The organism is Acinetobacter sp. Root1280, assembly GCF_001425285.1.
GTDB classification, from domain to species: Bacteria; Pseudomonadota; Gammaproteobacteria; order Pseudomonadales; family Moraxellaceae; genus Acinetobacter; species Acinetobacter guillouiae.
The window spans coordinates 156,086-173,282 of sequence record NZ_LMED01000003.1; the positions used below are offsets into that span (position 1 = coordinate 156,086).

The 17,197-nt window shown below is 40.4% G+C and carries 17 protein-coding genes; all 17 read left to right on the forward strand.

Translation table 11 applies throughout. The features are described 5' to 3' along the window. Window positions 1-38 precede the first annotated feature (38 nt). The 17 genes from ASC84_RS05155 (at window position 39) to der (ending at window position 17,183) form a co-directional block, all read left to right on the forward strand. Window positions 39-1,766, forward strand: coding sequence for an acetolactate synthase 3 large subunit (locus ASC84_RS05155; RefSeq protein WP_016539389.1), 1,728 nt, complete (start codon window positions 39-41; stop codon window positions 1,764-1,766). Then, window positions 1,763-2,254, forward strand: a complete 492-nt coding sequence (gene ilvN, locus ASC84_RS05160; protein WP_004725868.1) for an acetolactate synthase small subunit — start codon at window positions 1,763-1,765, stop codon at window positions 2,252-2,254. The genes ASC84_RS05155 and ilvN overlap by 4 nt, the downstream gene beginning before the upstream one ends. A 149-nt stretch (window positions 2,255-2,403) precedes the next feature. Continuing rightward, window positions 2,404-3,420 carry a ketol-acid reductoisomerase gene (gene ilvC / locus ASC84_RS05165; protein ID WP_004725869.1) on the forward strand — a complete coding sequence of 339 codons (1,017 nt, stop codon included), beginning with the start codon at window positions 2,404-2,406 and terminating at the stop codon, window positions 3,418-3,420. Between the two features lie 87 nt (window positions 3,421-3,507). Further along, entirely contained in the window at window positions 3,508-4,305 is a 798-nt protein-coding gene (locus ASC84_RS05170) for a hypothetical protein (protein WP_056512295.1), read from the forward strand. A gap of 107 nt (window positions 4,306-4,412) precedes the next feature. After that, entirely contained in the window at window positions 4,413-5,243 is an 831-nt protein-coding gene (locus tag ASC84_RS05175; RefSeq protein ID WP_056512297.1) for a hypothetical protein, read from the forward strand. 86 nt (window positions 5,244-5,329) lie between these two features. After that, on the forward strand, window positions 5,330-6,616 hold the full coding sequence (locus ASC84_RS05180; RefSeq protein ID WP_056512300.1) for a glycosyltransferase family 1 protein: 1,287 nt from the start codon (window positions 5,330-5,332) through the stop codon (window positions 6,614-6,616). Window positions 6,617-6,647: 31 nt separating this feature from the next. Next, a complete protein-coding gene (locus ASC84_RS05185) occupies window positions 6,648-7,199 on the forward strand; it encodes a phosphatase PAP2 family protein (protein WP_004725875.1) in 552 nt (183 codons plus the stop codon). 218 nt (window positions 7,200-7,417) lie between these two features. Beyond that, a complete protein-coding gene (iscX, locus tag ASC84_RS05190; protein WP_004725877.1) occupies window positions 7,418-7,618 on the forward strand; it encodes a Fe-S cluster assembly protein IscX in 201 nt (66 codons plus the stop codon). Between the two features lie 143 nt (window positions 7,619-7,761). Next, on the forward strand, window positions 7,762-8,193 hold the full coding sequence (ndk, locus tag ASC84_RS05195) for a nucleoside-diphosphate kinase (protein ID WP_004725878.1): 432 nt from the start codon (window positions 7,762-7,764) through the stop codon (window positions 8,191-8,193). 178 nt (window positions 8,194-8,371) lie between these two features. Continuing rightward, window positions 8,372-9,616, forward strand: a complete 1,245-nt coding sequence (gene rlmN, locus ASC84_RS05200) for a 23S rRNA (adenine(2503)-C(2))-methyltransferase RlmN (RefSeq protein ID WP_004725880.1) — start codon at window positions 8,372-8,374, stop codon at window positions 9,614-9,616. A 65-nt stretch (window positions 9,617-9,681) separates the two neighbouring features. Then, window positions 9,682-10,485, forward strand: a complete 804-nt coding sequence (pilW, locus tag ASC84_RS05205; protein ID WP_004725881.1) for a type IV pilus biogenesis/stability protein PilW — start codon at window positions 9,682-9,684, stop codon at window positions 10,483-10,485. Further along, window positions 10,476-11,264: a helix-turn-helix domain-containing protein gene (locus ASC84_RS05210; RefSeq protein WP_004725882.1), complete on the forward strand. Its 789-nt coding sequence runs from the start codon at window positions 10,476-10,478 to the stop codon at window positions 11,262-11,264. Before pilW ends, ASC84_RS05210 begins: the two co-directional genes overlap by 10 nt. A 21-nt stretch (window positions 11,265-11,285) precedes the next feature. Next, window positions 11,286-12,401, forward strand: a complete 1,116-nt coding sequence (gene ispG / locus ASC84_RS05215) for a flavodoxin-dependent (E)-4-hydroxy-3-methylbut-2-enyl-diphosphate synthase (protein WP_004725885.1) — start codon at window positions 11,286-11,288, stop codon at window positions 12,399-12,401. Further along, window positions 12,398-13,693 (forward strand): histidine--tRNA ligase, encoded by a 1,296-nt coding sequence (hisS, locus tag ASC84_RS05220; RefSeq protein WP_056512303.1) that lies wholly within the window; start codon window positions 12,398-12,400, stop codon window positions 13,691-13,693. The genes ispG and hisS overlap by 4 nt, the downstream gene beginning before the upstream one ends. A gap of 30 nt (window positions 13,694-13,723) precedes the next feature. Continuing rightward, complete coding sequence (locus tag ASC84_RS05225) at window positions 13,724-14,425, forward strand: tetratricopeptide repeat protein (RefSeq protein ID WP_004816992.1); 702 nt, start codon at window positions 13,724-13,726, stop codon at window positions 14,423-14,425. Then, window positions 14,425-15,573 (forward strand): outer membrane protein assembly factor BamB, encoded by a 1,149-nt coding sequence (gene bamB / locus ASC84_RS05230; RefSeq protein ID WP_056512306.1) that lies wholly within the window; start codon window positions 14,425-14,427, stop codon window positions 15,571-15,573. The genes ASC84_RS05225 and bamB overlap by 1 nt, the downstream gene beginning before the upstream one ends. A gap of 200 nt (window positions 15,574-15,773) precedes the next feature. Continuing rightward, window positions 15,774-17,183, forward strand: a complete 1,410-nt coding sequence (der, locus tag ASC84_RS05235; RefSeq protein ID WP_004725892.1) for a ribosome biogenesis GTPase Der — start codon at window positions 15,774-15,776, stop codon at window positions 17,181-17,183. The last annotated feature ends 14 nt before the right edge of the window (window positions 17,184-17,197 follow it).

The following is a 17,197-nucleotide window of genomic DNA, read 5'->3' on the forward strand; positions in this document are numbered from 1 at the left end:
TCCCATAGCGCTGTGGAATAAAGATTAGGGTGAATACGTTGGAACTTTTATCTGGTGGTGAAATGCTCGTTCGTGCATTGGCGGACGAAGGCGTTGAACATGTTTTTGGATATCCAGGCGGCGCAGTATTACATATTTATGATGCGCTATTTAAACAAGATAAAATCAATCATTACCTCGTACGTCATGAACAAGCTGCTGGTCATATGGCAGATGCTTACTCACGTGTGACGGGAAAAACAGGTGTAGTGCTGGTCACTTCTGGACCTGGCGCAACCAACACTGTAACACCAATCGCTACAGCCTATATGGACTCAATCCCAATGGTGATTTTGTCTGGACAGGTTGCCAGCCATCTTATTGGTGAAGATGCATTCCAAGAAACAGATATGGTCGGTATTTCTCGCCCGATCGTAAAACATAGTTTCCAAGTGCGTCATGCAAGTGAAATTCCTGCCGTTATTAAAAAAGCATTTTATATTGCTGCTTCAGGTCGTCCGGGTCCTGTTGTGGTCGATATTCCGAAGGATGTCACTAATCCTGTCGACAAATTTGCTTATGAATATCCTGAAAAAGTGAAGATGCGCTCTTATCAGCCACCTCACCGCGGTCATTCAGGTCAAATTCGTAAAGCCATTGATGAGCTTATTAATGCCAAACGCCCTGTCATTTATACGGGTGGTGGTGTTGTTCAAGGCAATGCTTCTGCATTACTGACTGAATTGGCGCATTTATTGAATTACCCAGTGACCAATACGCTGATGGGGTTGGGTGCGTTCCCAGGCGATGATGAGCAATTCTTGGGTATGTTGGGTATGCATGGTACATACGAAGCCAATATGAGTATGCATAATGCGGATGTTATCTTGGCGATCGGTGCGCGTTTTGATGACCGTGTAACCAATAATCCAGCGAAGTTCTGTACCAATGCGAAAGTGATTCATATTGATATCGACCCAGCGACGATTTCAAAAACCATTATGGCGCATATCCCAATCGTGGGTGCGGTAGAGCCAGTACTTCAAGAGATGTTGGTTCAATTGAAACAAATGAATGTTTCTAAACCAAACCCTGAAGAAATCTCGGCATGGTGGTCACAAATCAACGAATGGCGCAAAGTACATGGTTTGCGTTATGCGCCAGGTGAAAATGGTGTGATGAAACCACAACAAGTGGTTGAAGTATTAGACAAAGTAACCAATGGCGAAGCGATCATTACTTCTGACGTTGGTCAGCATCAAATGTTTGGTGCGATGTATTACAAATACAAACGTCCACGTCAATGGATCAACTCAGGTGGCTTAGGCACAATGGGTGTAGGTTTACCTTATGCCATGGCTGCGAAACTTGCATTCCCAGATCAACAAGTAGTGTGTATCACCGGTGAAGCATCGATTCAGATGTGTATCCAAGAGCTTTCTACATGTAAGCAATATGGCTTAAATGTGAAAATTCTCTGCTTGAACAACCGTGCTTTGGGTATGGTAAAACAATGGCAAGATATGAACTATGAAGGACGCCATTCAAGCTCTTATGTTGAGTCATTACCAGATTTTCCAAAATTGATGGAAGCTTACGGTCATGTAGGTATCCAGATTGACCATGCGGATGAGCTTGAATCTAAGCTTAAAGAAGCAATGGCGATTAATGATAAATGTGTATTCATTAACGTGATGGTTGATCGTACCGAGCATGTATATCCAATGCTTATCGCAGGTCAATCTATGCAAGATATGTGGTTGTCTAAAGGGGAGCGTACTGAATGAGACATATTATTTCTGTACTCGTTGAAAACGAAGCTGGTGCGCTTTCTCGTTTAGTGGGGTTGTTCTCTCAACGTGGCTATAACATTGAAACTTTAAATGTCGCACCAACTGAAGATCCAACCATGTCACGTTTGACATTAACCACCTATGGTGATGACCATAAAATTGAGCAAATCACCAAACAGCTGAATAAATTGGTTGAAGTGGTTAAAGTGGTTGATTTGTCAGAAGGCGCGCACATTGAGCGTGAACTGATGCTGATTAAAGTCAAAGCATTGGGTTCTGCACGTGCTGAAATTAAGCGCACAGCGGATATCTTTCGTGCTCAAGTGGTTGATGTTACTCCAACGACTTATACCATTCAGATTGCGGGTACAACTGAAAAAATTGATGGCTTTATTGATGCACTTGCAGAAAACACAATTTTAGAAGTTGTTCGTTCTGGTGTATCTGGTATTGCTCGTGGTGAAAAGGTTCTTTCACTCTAGTTGCACCTCAACCAGTAATTAATTATTTGATTTTTTATTCCCTCATGTATAACCTCTCCTCGCAATAGGAGAGGGACTTAGACTAGAAGATTCAAAACAATAATCTTCAGGATAGGAAGAGGAAACACAGCATTTTAGCGGAGACAGCAATGCAAATTTTTTATGATAAAGACTGCGACTTATCTATCATCCAAGGTAAAAAAGTAGCGATCATTGGTTATGGTTCACAAGGTCATGCTCACGCGCAAAACCTTCAAGACTCAGGTGTAGACGTTACTGTTGGTTTACGTGCTGGTTCTACTTCTTGGAAAAAAGCTGAAAATGCAGGCCTTAAAGTTGCTGAAGTTCCAGCTGCTGTTGCTCAAGCTGATTTAGTGATGATCTTGACACCAGATGAGTTTCAATCACAGCTTTATCGAGACGTGATTGAGCCAAACATCAAAGAAGGTGCGACTTTAGCATTTGCACATGGTTTCGCTGTACTTTATAACCAAGTTGTTCCACGTAAAGATTTAGACGTGATCATGGTTGCACCAAAAGCACCAGGTCATACTGTACGTTCAGAATTCCAACGTGGTTCAGGTGTACCTGATCTTATCGCGATTCATCAAGATGCTTCTGGTAATGCACGTAACGTTGCACTTTCTTATGCTTCAGGTGTAGGTGGTGGTCGTACAGGTATCATCGAAACTTCATTCCGTGAAGAAACTGAAACTGACTTATTTGGTGAGCAAGCAGTACTTTGTGGTGGTGCTGTTGAATTGGTTAAAATGGGTTATGAAACGCTTGTTGAAGCGGGTTATGCACCTGAAATGGCTTATTTTGAATGCTTGCACGAACTTAAATTAATCGTTGATTTAATGTTTGAAGGCGGTATTGCGGACATGAACTATTCAGTATCTAACAATGCTGAATATGGTGAATATGTGACTGGCGTTGAAGTGATCAACGAGCAATCACGTGAAGCGATGCGTAATGCACTTAAACGTATCCAATCAGGTGAATATGCGAAGATGTTCATCCAAGAGGGTGCATTGAACTATCCATCTATGACAGCTCGTCGCCGTCAAAACGCAGCTCACGGTATTGAAGTGACTGGCGGTAAATTGCGCGCGATGATGCCTTGGATTCAAGCCAACAAAATCGTAGATAAAGAAAAGAACTAATTTTTAGTTTTTATCAAAGCCCACTCTTTTGAGTGGGTTTTTTTATGCTATATTTTAGCTAAAGTTAATAATAAAGCAGAAAACAACATGACATTAAAAACATATTTCGCTATCGCCAGTCTGCTTGGCTGTTGTGCTATATATCCAGTATATGCACAGAACACGAGCGTTGATAATCCTATGCAAAAGTCTAGGCAGAATCATAATCAGCTTCAAAATACGCAAAATAAATTACTCGATGAAAAGATTGCGTACAATGCTTTAGAAAAAGCCAAGCAGTCTTTAAATGTGGGTCATCCACAACAGGCCATCGCGGCATTACAGACTGCAATTCAGTATTTTGAAAAATACCAAAACAGTAGTCAAGACACACTCTATGCAGCCAATGGCACTGCTGAAACCTTGCTATACCTGACACTTGATATGGGAAAGCAAAAAAATATTCGAGTTTTTTCAGGTTGTTGGGCGGACTTATACTTTCAAGCCGCTTATGCCTTTATTGAAATGAATGATCTAAAGAATGCTCAAGTGAAGTTAAAAAGTGCTTTAACGCTATCACCTTTTAATAGTGAGTATTTAAAAGAGGCAGGGTTTATTCAGCAAGCACAAAAACAGTGGCAAGCGTCATTGGAAAGTTTTAAAACTGCTGAACAGTATCTGTATTTGCTTGAGCCTGAAGAAAAAAGATTGGCGATTCAACAGAGTGTAAGACGTAGTTTAGGGGTGAGTTTGATTGAATTAAATCAACTGGATGAAGCTACTCAATATTTTAATAAAGTCTTAAAGGTTGATCCCTCGGATGCAAAAGCGCGTAATGAATTAAACTACATTGAGCAGTTAAAGAAAAAAGGTCATGTTGCCAAGCAGCCAATTGGTCGCGTCTAAATCGCGTTTTTTAAAATCATCTTTTAGGGTAGCAATTTTTAACTAATAAAAATTTATTTTGTGATAAATTACACATTATTGATTATGGTTAAACGTGGTATTCAAGCATGAAATCTAAACTTCTCATCGCAATGACGACTTTGTCTATTTCATGCTTTAGTTTTGCTGAAACGCAGCCCACTTCGACCAATACCGCACTAAAGCCTTTTAGTGGCGTACGCGTATCGATGCAACGTATGCTTAAGTCGAGCGAAGGTCGATACTTTATGAACCTTTATGCGGGGATTGCCCATCCGCACGGTGTGCTGACGGATTTAATGGATGGTACAACAACAGATTTTAAAGGGACACAAAAAGCTGATCAGTTGGATTTAAAGTCGATCACTGCTCAATCAGACCCTTCTGTAAATGGTAGTGATCAATTAACTGGCCTATTAAATGCAAATACAGGCGTGTTTAAAGCATCATTGTTAAAGAAACCAAATGCAGCTTGGCAGTCGATACAGTTTGAGCCTGCTTTTAAAGTCAGCAATAAACCCGTTTTTATCTTTAAATTTTATGGTCAAGATGATGCCAATAGCCCTTATGGAAAAACCTTAAAACGTGTTGATGTGTTAAATAAAACCAACAATACAGTGGTACAGAGCTTGACAGGTTTTACTGGTTATCCAAACAGCATTGGCTATATGGATATCAATTTTGATGGTTATTATGATGTCATTGTGTCGGACTTGTCGCAAGGTCGTACAGTCGATGATAAGCGCTATATTTACTGGATGTACAATCCAAAAACACAACAATTTCAACGTTCTCCGCAACTTGAAAAAATTGTTGGTTTTCCAAGTTTATATGGTGAAAAACAACAAATTGATTTTGGTAATGGACAGCTTTATCAAGTTCAGAATGGTTTGTTAAATCGTATTTCTGATGAAAATTGAAATGGTCAAAAAACTGTCATTAAATAATCATTAAAATGTCAAAAACTTAGCCTAATCTATTCAAAAATGAAGAGATTAGGTATCGTATGAATAAACCGTACGCGAACACCTTGCAATTTAAACAACAAGATTTTCCCGATAACTTTAAATTTTATTTTAATCCAAACAAGAAAAAAATCGATACGAATAAAGACCATCTTATTCGTGACTTATTTCGACCTCGACTGAAAATTGCAATCGTGACTGAAACATGGCCACCAGAAATCAATGGTGTTGCTTTGTCTTTGATGCAACTGTGTAAAGGCTTGCAAAATCAAGGTCATAAAATATTACTGATTCGCCCTGCACAGAAGACCCAATGTCAAGACTTTAGCCCGAATAAAGAGTGCTTGGTGACTGGGCAATCAATTCCGAAATATCCAGACATGAAGTTTGGCTGGCCCCAATTTCTAAAAGTCTCTCAAGCGATTACGGCATTTTCACCTGATGTGGTACATATCGTGACTGAAGGGCCTTTAGGCTTTACTGCGCTGCATGCGGCAAAGACACGACGAATTCCGGTATCAAGTGGTTTTCATTCACAATTCCAAGAATTTAGCCGTTTCTTTGATTTAGCATTCTTGGTCAAACCAATTCAAAGTTATTTGCGATGGTTCCATAACGCAACGCAACTGACCTGTGTGCCAAGCAGTGATACAGAGCAGGCATTACGTGAGTTTGGTGTGACCTGTCCATTGGTTGTGGTCGGGCGAGGAATTGATACAGAACGCTTTTCATCACAACGCTACTCCGAACCGTTGAGACAACAGTGGGGTGCAGATGAAGACACCACAGTCTTGATCTATGTTGGGCGTTTGTCTTCTGAAAAAGAAGTCAATGTGGTGATTGATGCCTATTCTGAACTGCGACAACAAGCACAACGAAAAGTAAAGTTAGTGCTGGTAGGGCATGGCCCAGATCGCGGTCGTTTAGAAAAAATGCCGGGTGCTGAACATGTGATTTTTATGGGCAGTCTAACTGGCACACAACTTGCTGAAGCCTATGCGAGTGCAAATGTTTTTGTTTTTGCAAGTCAGGTAGAAACCTTTGGGAATGTCGTTATCGAAGCGATGGCGAGTGGTTTACCGATTATTGCTTATGACTATGCCTGCGCTCAACTTCATGGCAGACATGCTCAGAATGGCTGGTTATGTCCAATTGGAGACATCAAGCAATTCACTCAACATGTATTAGATCTTCCAGATAACAGCACACTCAAACGTTTCGGGCAACAAGCGATGCATGATGTGCAAAGCATTGGATGGCAACATCCCGTACAACAATTCGAAGAAGCACTATACCAGGTAACGCAGTATGCAAAACGACTGACCTAGTTCATCTCAAATAATGAGAGGAGAGTGGAAAATGAATTTTAAAAATACCAAAATAAAAATGCTCGATCTCGACCTTAGAGGTTGTTTATATCTTAATAATTTATCGCATACCCAAAGTATTGCGACGTTCTTTAAAACTGTGAGCCGTTTGGGAGATGGTCCTTTCTGGTGCGCAATGTTGGTTCTGATTTGGCTACAAAAGAGCTGGATCTATGGTCTGCAACTTCTCTATGTCGTTGTTATGGGGCTTTTAGGAACAGGAATTTATAAGTTCTTAAAACACAAAACAGTGAGACCACGACCTTATCAAGTTCATCAAGTCATTATTCTGGGTGAACGACCATTGGATCATTTTAGCTTTCCGTCAGGTCATACGTTACATGCGGTCATGGTCACTATTGTCTTTGGCTATATTCAACCAGTTATGTTGTTCATTATGATGCCTTTTACCATTCTTGTGGCGTTATCTCGGATGGTTTTGGGTCTGCATTATCCAAGCGATGTCATTGTTGGCGCACTGATTGGTGCAAGTGTCGCGAGTTTGATTGTGTTAAGCGCACCATATTTAGGAGTGATGTTATGATGGTTTACTTACTGCTGGTCTGTAATTTTATTTTTAAAGAATCTGATGATTTTGATCATCAAGGTTTTAACTTTGAATAATTGGCTCAATTCAATCCGTCTTGTAAATTAAACGCTTGAATCCGTGGTGAATCTTGTAAATGTCTAGAATGATTTATTTCTGAATGAATTGAGATTTGATACAGTAGCAGAATTAAATTGAGCAAAGGAAGACCTGATATGGGCTTACGTTGGACAGATACAATTGATATCGCAATTGAACTCAGTGAAGCGCATCCAGATGTGGATCCACAATGGGTGCGTTTTACCGATATGCATGCATGGATTTGTGCATTGCCAGAATTTAGTGATGATCCAACCAAATCGACTGAAGGTCTGCTAGAAGCCATTCAAATGGCATGGATTGATGAAGCGAATTAATGGCTTGAGATGTTGCTGAATGATGCTAAACGTCACAGCACATCGAAAAATCCAAATTTTTTACAGATTAAAAGCAGAAAATTGTTCATTATTCGGTATAATGCGCCCAAATTTTCGTGTCAATTTGACTAAAGGAGCCACTCATGGCTATTGAACGTACTTTATCTATCGTAAAACCAGATGCAGTTGCTAAAAACCACATTGGTGACATCTTTGCTCGTTTCGAAAAAGCTGGTCTTAAAATCGTTGCGACTAAAATGAAACACCTTTCTAAAGCAGAAGCTGAAGGTTTCTATGCTGAGCATAAAGAACGTGGTTTCTTTGGTGACCTTGTTGCATTCATGACTTCTGGTCCAGTTGTAGTATCTGTTCTTGAAGGTGAAAACGCAGTTCTTGCTCACCGTGAAATTCTTGGTGCTACAAACCCTAAAGAAGCTGCTCCTGGTACAATCCGTGCAGATTTCGCTGTAAGCATCGATGAAAATGCTGCGCATGGTTCTGACTCAGTTGCATCTGCTGACCGTGAAGTAAATTACTTCTTCGCTCAAACTGAAGTTTGCCCACGTACTCGTTAATTCGACGTATCTAGGGTCTCTTTTTCTACACGAATAAATCTCCGATTTATGAATTGATAACAGACCCGAAACCAGATAGGTGATATACTACTTGTCTGGTTTTTTTATTTTTGTTGCTTTATTTGGCTAAATATTGGTCAATATGTTTTATTACTACGGCATGATTTAGGTAATCCCCATGAATTCTGAAGTTGTCGCTTCATCGTTAAATCTAGATGAACAGCAGCCTGCATCATCAAAATCTGTACAGGCTGATCGTATTCAGACTGCAAATGTGCAGAAAGTGAATTTACTTGGCATGTCACGTCCGCAATTGGAAAAATTCTTCGAAGAAATCGGCGAGAAAAAATTCCGTGCTGGGCAGGTAATGAAATGGATGCATCAATTTTTTATCACTGATTTTGCTGAAATGACCAATATTTCAGGAAAGTTGCGTGAAAAACTAGAAAGAATTTGTGAAATCAAAGCGCCAGAAGTGGTGCATCGCAACTATTCGAAAGATGGAACTCGTAAGTGGGTATTCCGTGTTGGTGATGGTGCGGGCTCTTTGGTTGAAACGGTATTGATTCCAGCAGAAGATAAAACAGGCTCACGTAAAACACTGTGTATTTCATCACAAGTGGGTTGTGCTTTAGATTGCTCATTCTGTTCAACAGGAAAGCAAGGTTTTCAGCGTGATTTAACCCCTGACGAGATCATTGGACAGTTATGGGTGGCCAACTATTCTTATATGGAAGAAGTACCTGTTGCTGAACGTGAGCGCTCGGTGACTAATGTGGTGATGATGGGAATGGGTGAGCCATTACTCAACTATGATGCTGTATTAAGCTCAATGAATATCATGTTAGATGATTTTGCTTATGGCATGTCTAAACGTCGCGTTACATTATCAACTTCAGGTGTTGTACCGAAAATTGACCAATTGGCACAAGATATAGATGTGGCTTTGGCGATTTCTTTACATGCGCCAAATGATGAGTTACGTAATGAATTGGTGCCGATTAATAAAAAATATCCATTAGCACAATTGATTGCTGCATGTCAGCGTTATATTGCCAAAGATGGTAATGAAAGTTCTCGTAAACATGTCACTATTGAATATGTGATGTTGGAAGGGGTGAATGATCATCCTGAACATGCACAACAAATGATTAAGTTACTGAAAAACTTACCAAGTAAAATTAATTTAATTCCATTTAATCCATTTCCGCATGCGCCGTATGGCCGTTCAAGTCGAAATCGTATTATTTCTTTCCAAAAAACTTTGTCTGATGCAGGTTTTGTGTGTACGATTCGTCAGACACGTGGTGATGATATTGATGCTGCGTGTGGGCAGTTGGTCGGGCAAGTGGCAGATCGTACCCGTCGTGCAGAGCAGTGGAAAAAGAAAGTTGCTGAACGTGGTGAGATTATTCGTTCATAAGCTTAAAGATTTGTAGACATACATTTATATCAACAAATAATCAGGGGCTGACTTTGAGAAAATCGATGTATCAAAAAGCAGTTGTAATATTGGCAATTGGTTTATCTGCATTGGTCGTACAGGGTTGTCAAACGACAAATTCAGACACAATAATAAAAAAAGATCCTGAAAAAGCCGTTAAAGTACGTACTCAGCTTGCTGCTGAATATATTCGTACAGGTGATTTAGATGCTGCAAAACGGGCACTAGACCAAGCTTTAGAAACTGATTCACGTGATTCTGCGGCAAATATGATGATGGGTGTCTTACTGCAACAAGAAGGCAGTAAGATCAGTATGGAAAAAGCAGACGGCTATTTTAAGCGAGCAATTTCCAGTGACTCAAAAAATGCACAAGCTCGTAATAATTATGGAACATATTTATTTGTTACTGAGCGCTATAATGACGCGATTGAACAGTTGAGTATAGCTGGTGCTGCGCTTGGCTATGATCAGCGTTACAAGGCTTTAGAAAATTTAGGTCGGGTTTACTTAAAAGTGGGTGATGTGGCAAATGCTGAAAAAGCATTCAAACAAGCTTTACAAGTCAATCGCGATTCGATTATTTCTCTGGTAGAGTTATCAGAAATTTTCTATTTGCAACAAAAAAGTGCGCAAGCAAGTCAACTCTATGAGCAATATGTTCGTTTAGTAGGTCAGGACAAACAGGGTGCGAGAGCGCTTTGGATTGGTTTACGTATTGCACGTGCCAATAATGATCAGATGGGAATGCAAGTGTTGGTCAACCAACTGCGTGCATTGTTCCCGGACAGTAAAGAATATCAACGTTATCTGCAATTACAGTACAGTACTGAGGCCGTATGGAAGTAAATCCTAATTCACAGCAACCTACAGGTTCAAACGTAGCATCTAATGGCTTAGGAAATGTTCAACGTCCAGGTGAGTACTTGCGTCAAATTCGAGTCTCCAAAAACCTAGACATTCAAGATGTTGCAAACGAACTAAAAATGCCTGTAAAAACCTTACAAGCATTGGAACAAGATGAATATAAGTCTTTGCCAGAAGCAACCTTTATTAAAGGTTATTATCGTTCATATGCCAAGTTTCTAGGCGTTGATGCAACGGTAGTCATTCAACGCTTTGATGAAATTTATCAAAATGATACTGGGCTTTTGCCAAATCACGCATTGAACAACTCCCCAATCAAGATTATGGGGAAATTGCCTGGATCAAACAGTGATCGTAATAAAAAATGGTTAAAGCGAATTTTAATTGCCATTGTTGCGCTTGCGGTGATTTGGGCTGTGATTGCTGGAATTCAAAAAATGACATCGGGTAAAAGCGCTGATGTCGATGCCAAACCACAAGCCTCAGAAGTAGAAGTGCTGAATTTAAACAATGCAACTGCGACTTCAGGTGACCAAATGGTATTGAATTTCAGTCATCCAACCTCTGTACATATTGTAGATAGTACAGGAAAAGTTTTGGCGACTGGTCGCCAGTCGGCTGCTTTAACCGTTAATGGCCAATCACCATTCCAAATTCGTCTCGATGATGCAACTGCTGTGTCATTAAGCCTTAATAATGAACAGATTTCATTGTCTCCATATACAGTGAACGGAAAAGCAGAATTCCGTTTGTCACGTTAATGGGCAAGAGTAGATAAGATCATGATTGAGAATCCAATCAAGCGCCGTCCTACACGTAAAATACGTGTAGGTTCAGTGTATGTCGGTGGTGATGCACCGATCAGTATTCAAAGTATGACCAATACTGAAACCTGTGATGTCGATGCAACAGTTGCGCAGATTCAACGCTGTGCAGATGTTGGTGCGGACATTATGCGGGTATCGGTACCGACTATGGAAGCTGCTGAAGCTTTTGGTGAAATTCGTAAACGTGTCACGGTACCATTGGTTGCAGATATTCATTTCGATTATAAAATCGCATTGAAAGTCGCAGACATGGGTGCAGACTGTTTGCGAATCAACCCCGGGAATATTGGTTCTGAAGCCAAGATTCGTGAAGTGGTTGCTGCTGCACGTCATCACGATATTTCTATGCGTATTGGTGTCAATGCTGGATCTTTAGAAAAAGATATCCAAAAGAAATATGGTGAGCCGACAGGTCAGGCATTACTTGAATCTGCAATGCGTCATATCGACATATTGGATCGTTTAAACTTCCATGAGTTTAAAATTTCAGTAAAAGCATCAAATGTATTTTTAACAATGGATGCTTATCGTTTATTATCTGCACAAATTGATAATCCATTACATTTAGGTGTAACCGAAGCTGGGATCTATCGTACGGGTTCAGTGAAATCTGCGATTGCTCTAGGTGGTTTGCTGTTGGATGGCATTGGTGACACCATGCGTATTTCATTGGCGGCTGAGCCTGAAGAAGAAGTAAAAATTGGTTTTGATATTTTAAAATCCCTGAGCCTTCGTTCAAATGGGATTAACTTTATTGCTTGTCCAAGCTGTTCACGTCAGGAATTTAACGTGATCAAAGTGATGCAGGCTTTAGAGGAACGTTTAGAAGATATTCGTACACCAATGGATGTGTCTGTCATTGGTTGTAAAGTCAACGGTCCGGGTGAAGCAAAAGAAGCTGATATTGGTATAGTCGGTGCAAGTCCGCGTTCACTCGTGTATCGTAATGGCGAAAAGAGTCACTTAATAGATACAAATCAGTTGGTTGATGAAATCGAAAGCATGGTTCGTCAACGTGTTCAAGAGCTTGAAAAAGCTAAAGCTAAAGAGATTATTCGTAGTTCATCATGAGTTCAATTGTCGCAATTAAAGGTTTTAATGACTTTCTTCCATCGCAAACACCTGCGTGGAGACGTCTTGAGCAGCATTTAGCATCGCTTATGGATGCATACGGTTATCAGCAAATCCGTTTGCCGGTGGTTGAACATACCAATTTGTTTAAGCGTTCAATTGGTGATGCAACTGATATCGTCGAAAAAGAAATGTATACCTTCTTCGATAAGGGTAATCCGCCTGAATCTTTAACTTTGCGTCCAGAAGGCACAGCAGGTTGTGTACGTGCAATGTTGGAACATAACTTACTCCGTGGTGCAAATCCACGTGTTTGGTATGTTGGACCAATGTTCCGTTATGAAAAACCGCAAAAAGGTCGTTATCGCCAGTTTCACCAATTTGGTGTAGAAACTTTTGGTGTAGCAACACCTGATCAAGATGCTGAACTGATTCTCATGACTGCGCGTTTATGGAAACGCATGGGTGTTGCAGATAAAGTTCAACTTGAGCTAAATACTTTGGGCGAGTCTGATGAACGTGCAGAGTATCGCGCTGCATTGGTTGAATTTCTTACAGCGCATCATGCTGATTTGGATGAAGATTCGCAACGTCGTTTAACCACCAATCCATTGCGAATTTTAGATTCGAAAGATGCACGAACTCAGCAAATTCTTGAAAATGCGCCTAAGTTGCATGATTTCTTAAAAGAAGACAGTTTGAATCATTTTGCTCAATTGCAACAGTATTTAACTGATGCAGGTATTGAGTTTGTCATCAATCAAAAACTAGTACGTGGTTTAGACTATTACAACAAAACTGTTTTTGAATGGACAACGACACATTTAGGTTCTCAAGGAACGGTATGTGCGGGTGGTCGTTATGATGGTTTGGTTGGACAGCTGAAAGGTAAGCCTGATCAATCTGTACCAGCAGTTGGTTTTGCCATGGGCATGGAGCGTTTATTATTGCTTCTTGAACAAGTTGAAGACAATACACCTGTGCGTGAATGTGAGTTATTCTTGCTATCGGATCCTGCAACACAAGGTCAGGCTTTGGTATTGGCTGAACAAATTCGTGACCAACTTGAAGCTGTAAATAGTACAATTCGTTTGAAAACAGGTTCACAGGGTTCAATGAAGAGTCAAATGAAGAAGGCAGACCAATCGGGTGCCATCTATGCTTTGATTTTTGGAGCACGTGAGGCTGAAGCGCAGCAAGTTTTAGTCAAAGAACTTGCGACAGCAGAACAATATGAAATTAAGGCCACTGAAATTGTGCCTTTTTTCATTGAAAAATTTTCGTCAAAATAAGCCGATAATCATAAGGAAAAGGGGAGTCAAATGAGTGCAATGACTGATGATGAGCAACTGGATAGTGTGAAGTCATTTTTTAAGAAATATGGCTCGGCTATGGTGACAGGTGTCCTCATTGCATTGATTGCCTTTTTCGGTTGGGAATATTGGCAAAAGAAAACTTTGGCTGAAAATCAAAATGAAACAGCCAAAGTCCAGCAATTGATGGATGAAGCGCGAGCAGCTAATGGTGATGCTAAAGTCACTGCTGCCTTAGTTGCGTCAGCAGATAAAATTGTCAAAGACAATCCAGATTCTGTTCATGCAATTCAAGCACAAATTGTCATGGCAAAAGTTGCCTATGATAAAAATGACTATGCATTGGCTGAGCGTGAACTGAAAAAAGTTGAAAATTCTAAAATTAAAGACGCTGGTTTGTTACAAGTTGTAAAAATCAAACTTGCCGATGCACAATTGGCGCAAAAGAAGTTTGATGAAGCCTTGAAAACCTTGTCAGCTGTGAATGATCCTGCTTTTCAGGCAAGTGCTGATGAGTTAAAAGGTGATATTTATGTGGCAAAAAATGACACTGAAAATGCAAAAAAATCGTATCAAGCAGCATGGAATGCGGTCGTTGAGCGTAAACAAGAACGTCAAATTTTACAAATTAAACTCGAAAGTGTTGGCGTATTAGTAGAAGATCCTGATCTTGAACGCCCAATCTTAGCAACACAAGTGGATGAGTCTTAATGGATAGAAATTTTAAAATACCTTTTGCTTTAGCAATCTTATCAATCGCTTTAATCGGCTGTTCAAGTAATAAGACGAAAGAAGTGAAGATTAAGCCAAATCCACTGCCTAAAGTTGCACAAGCTTCGAGTTTGGTTCAAGTATTTTCGACCAGTGTCTCTTCGACCAGCAGTGAAGATGCATTACGTCTACGTTTAGATACAGACAATGGTGTTGTGTTTGCTTTAGATCCAAAAGGTGAAGTGGCTGCCTATAAAGGCAAACAGCGCTTATGGAATGCTAAAGTTACCAAAGATGGCTTAAGTTCTGGTGTTGAAGCAGCAGATGGTGTGGTGATTGTTGGTAATCAAAAAGGGCATGTTTTTGCATTAGACCAAGCGACGGGTGAAACCAAATGGTCTGCGCAATTGTCAGGTGCAATTATCAGTTCTGCTTTGATTCAATCTGGTCGCGTGATTGTGGTTGCAAATGACGGTACGGTTTATGCCTTAGATGTTGCGACAGGTCAGCAAGCGTGGACTTATAAGTTACCAAGCGCTTCATTTAGCTTAAGAGGCCAAGCAACTCCAGTTAGTTTAGATCCACGTACCGTGCTTATCGGCACTTCTACTGGCTATATTTTTGCAATAGATAGCCTTGCAGGTGTACCGCGTTTGCAACGTCGTGTTGCGGTATCTGAAGGTCGTTCTGATATTCAGCGCTTGATTGATGTGGACAGTGAGCCTGTCGTTTCAGGACAATATGTGGTTACGACGAGTTTCCAAGGGCAAGTCACTGTTCTAGATTTGGCTTCACAACGCGTTTTGTGGAGTGAAAATTCAAGCAGTATCAACCGTCCAGAAGTGACCGATGGTAAAGTCATCGTATCGCAAACTGATGGTCAAATTATTGCGTATGACTTGATTACAGGTCAGCAGCTTTGGAAAAATGAACAACTGCTCAATCGTAACTTAAGCAACCCTGTATTGCTCGGTTCAAATCTTGTTGTGGGTGATTTAGATGGTTATTTACATCAAATTGATCCAAATACAGGAACAACGTTAGGTCGTGCTAAAACCAGTGGTGAAGTACGTACGTTGAGAGTGATTGATAATCAAGTTTATGTTTCGACACGCAAAGGTGCAATGAGTATCTGGCAAAGTCGTTAACAGTTAATCAACAGACACGATTAGGATTCTCTATTTTTTTAGTCTTGTGTTAAAATAGAGCAATCCGTATGAATTCCATACACGGGGTGATTGAAAATCAATACCCCGTGTTTTTATTTTAGGTTTTTCCTATTCTTCTTCCTATACATTTCTGATGTTCAGACCAGTCATACTGGCTGATCTTGAATAAAGGTTATTTTATGAAACCCGTAATTGCGCTCATTGGTCGTCCAAACGTCGGCAAATCAACGTTATTCAACCAGATTACCAAGAGCCGTGATGCACTCGTTGCTGATTTTGCTGGTCTTACCCGAGATCGTAAATATGGTGATGCAACTTATGAAAATAAATCTTTCATTGTCGTTGATACTGGGGGTATCGGTGAAAATGAAGGTGGTATCGACTCATATATGGCAGAGCAATCAAAAACTGCGATTAATGAAGCCGATATCATTGTTTTTGTTGTCGATGCACGTGCTGGTCTATTGGCTTCTGATGAGCAGATTGCCCGTGAGTTGCGTACACTTGGTAAAAAGGTTTACTTGGTTGCCAACAAAGTCGATGGTGTACATGCTGAAGCTGCATTAGTTGAATTTTATAAACTTGGTATGGGTGAACCCTTACAAGTTGCGGCGAGTCATGGTCGTGGTGTTCAACAAATGCTTGAGGATATCTTGGTGGATGTCCCTGAAGATGAAAACCCAGAAGAACACGATAAGGCAACAGGTTTACGCTTAGCAATTATTGGTCGCCCAAATGTAGGTAAATCTACTTTGGTTAACCGTTTGTTAGGTGAAGATCGCGTTGTTGCATTTGACCAACCGGGTACAACCCGTGACTCGATTTATATTCCGTTTGAGCGTGATGGTCGTCAATATACCTTGATCGACACTGCTGGTGTACGTCGTAAAGGTAAAGTTGATGAAATGATTGAGAAATTCTCAATCGTTAAAACGCTACAAGCGATTAAAGATGCACATGTCATCGTGGTAGTTTTAGATGCACGTGAAGGTGTGGTTGAACAAGATCTACATTTGATCGGTTATGCACTTGAAGCTGGTCGTGCCATGGTGATTGCCATTAACAAATGGGACAACATGACAGAGTATGATCGCAAACAATGTAAATTGGATGTTGATCGTCGTTTTGACTTCATTCCTTGGGCAAAAGTGCATTTGATTTCTGCTTTGCATGGAACAGGTGTAGGTGAGATGTATCCAACTATTCACCGTGCTTATGATTCATCACACTTAAAAGTTTCACCTGCAAAATTAACTCAGATTTTGAATGATGCAACTGAAGCACATCAACCGCCAATGATCAGTGGTAAACGTATTAAAATGCGTTATGCCCACATGGGTGGACAAAACCCACCAACGATTGTGATTCATGGTAATAAGGTGGATAAGACACCTGCGGACTACCGTCGTTATTTGGAAAATGTCTTCCGTAAAGTGTATAACCTTGAAGGTACACCGGTTCGCGTTGACTTTAAAACAGCTGAAAATCCATTTGAAGGCCGTAAATCTCAAATTGATGAGCGTGTTGCAGCACGTCGTCGTCGTTATGTACAGAAATTTAAAAAGGCTGAAAAGAAATTTAGAAGCTAAATTTAGCGTTGAAC

Bases quoted from the DNA above. Each gene is read 5' to 3' on its own strand.
- pilW (WP_004725881.1), top strand. From the start codon at position 9,682: ATGTATCAAAAAGCAGTTGTAATATTGGCAATTGGTTTATCTGCATTG.
- ASC84_RS05175 (WP_056512297.1), top strand. From the start codon at position 4,413: ATGAAATCTAAACTTCTCATCGCAATGACGACTTTGTCTATTTCATGC.
- ispG (WP_004725885.1), top strand. From the start codon at position 11,286: ATGATTGAGAATCCAATCAAGCGCCGTCCTACACGTAAAATACGTGTA.
- ndk (WP_004725878.1), top strand. From the start codon at position 7,762: ATGGCTATTGAACGTACTTTATCTATCGTAAAACCAGATGCAGTTGCT.
- hisS (WP_056512303.1), top strand. From the start codon at position 12,398: ATGAGTTCAATTGTCGCAATTAAAGGTTTTAATGACTTTCTTCCATCG.
- ASC84_RS05170 (WP_056512295.1), top strand. From the start codon at position 3,508: ATGACATTAAAAACATATTTCGCTATCGCCAGTCTGCTTGGCTGTTGT.
- ASC84_RS05225 (WP_004816992.1), top strand. From the start codon at position 13,724: ATGAGTGCAATGACTGATGATGAGCAACTGGATAGTGTGAAGTCATTT.
- ASC84_RS05210 (WP_004725882.1), top strand. From the start codon at position 10,476: ATGGAAGTAAATCCTAATTCACAGCAACCTACAGGTTCAAACGTAGCA.
- ASC84_RS05185 (WP_004725875.1), top strand. From the start codon at position 6,648: ATGAATTTTAAAAATACCAAAATAAAAATGCTCGATCTCGACCTTAGA.
- der (WP_004725892.1), top strand. From the start codon at position 15,774: ATGAAACCCGTAATTGCGCTCATTGGTCGTCCAAACGTCGGCAAATCA.
- iscX (WP_004725877.1), top strand. From the start codon at position 7,418: ATGGGCTTACGTTGGACAGATACAATTGATATCGCAATTGAACTCAGT.
- bamB (WP_056512306.1), top strand. From the start codon at position 14,425: ATGGATAGAAATTTTAAAATACCTTTTGCTTTAGCAATCTTATCAATC.
- rlmN (WP_004725880.1), top strand. From the start codon at position 8,372: ATGAATTCTGAAGTTGTCGCTTCATCGTTAAATCTAGATGAACAGCAG.
- ASC84_RS05180 (WP_056512300.1), top strand. From the start codon at position 5,330: ATGAATAAACCGTACGCGAACACCTTGCAATTTAAACAACAAGATTTT.
- ilvN (WP_004725868.1), top strand. From the start codon at position 1,763: ATGAGACATATTATTTCTGTACTCGTTGAAAACGAAGCTGGTGCGCTT.
- ilvC (WP_004725869.1), top strand. From the start codon at position 2,404: ATGCAAATTTTTTATGATAAAGACTGCGACTTATCTATCATCCAAGGT.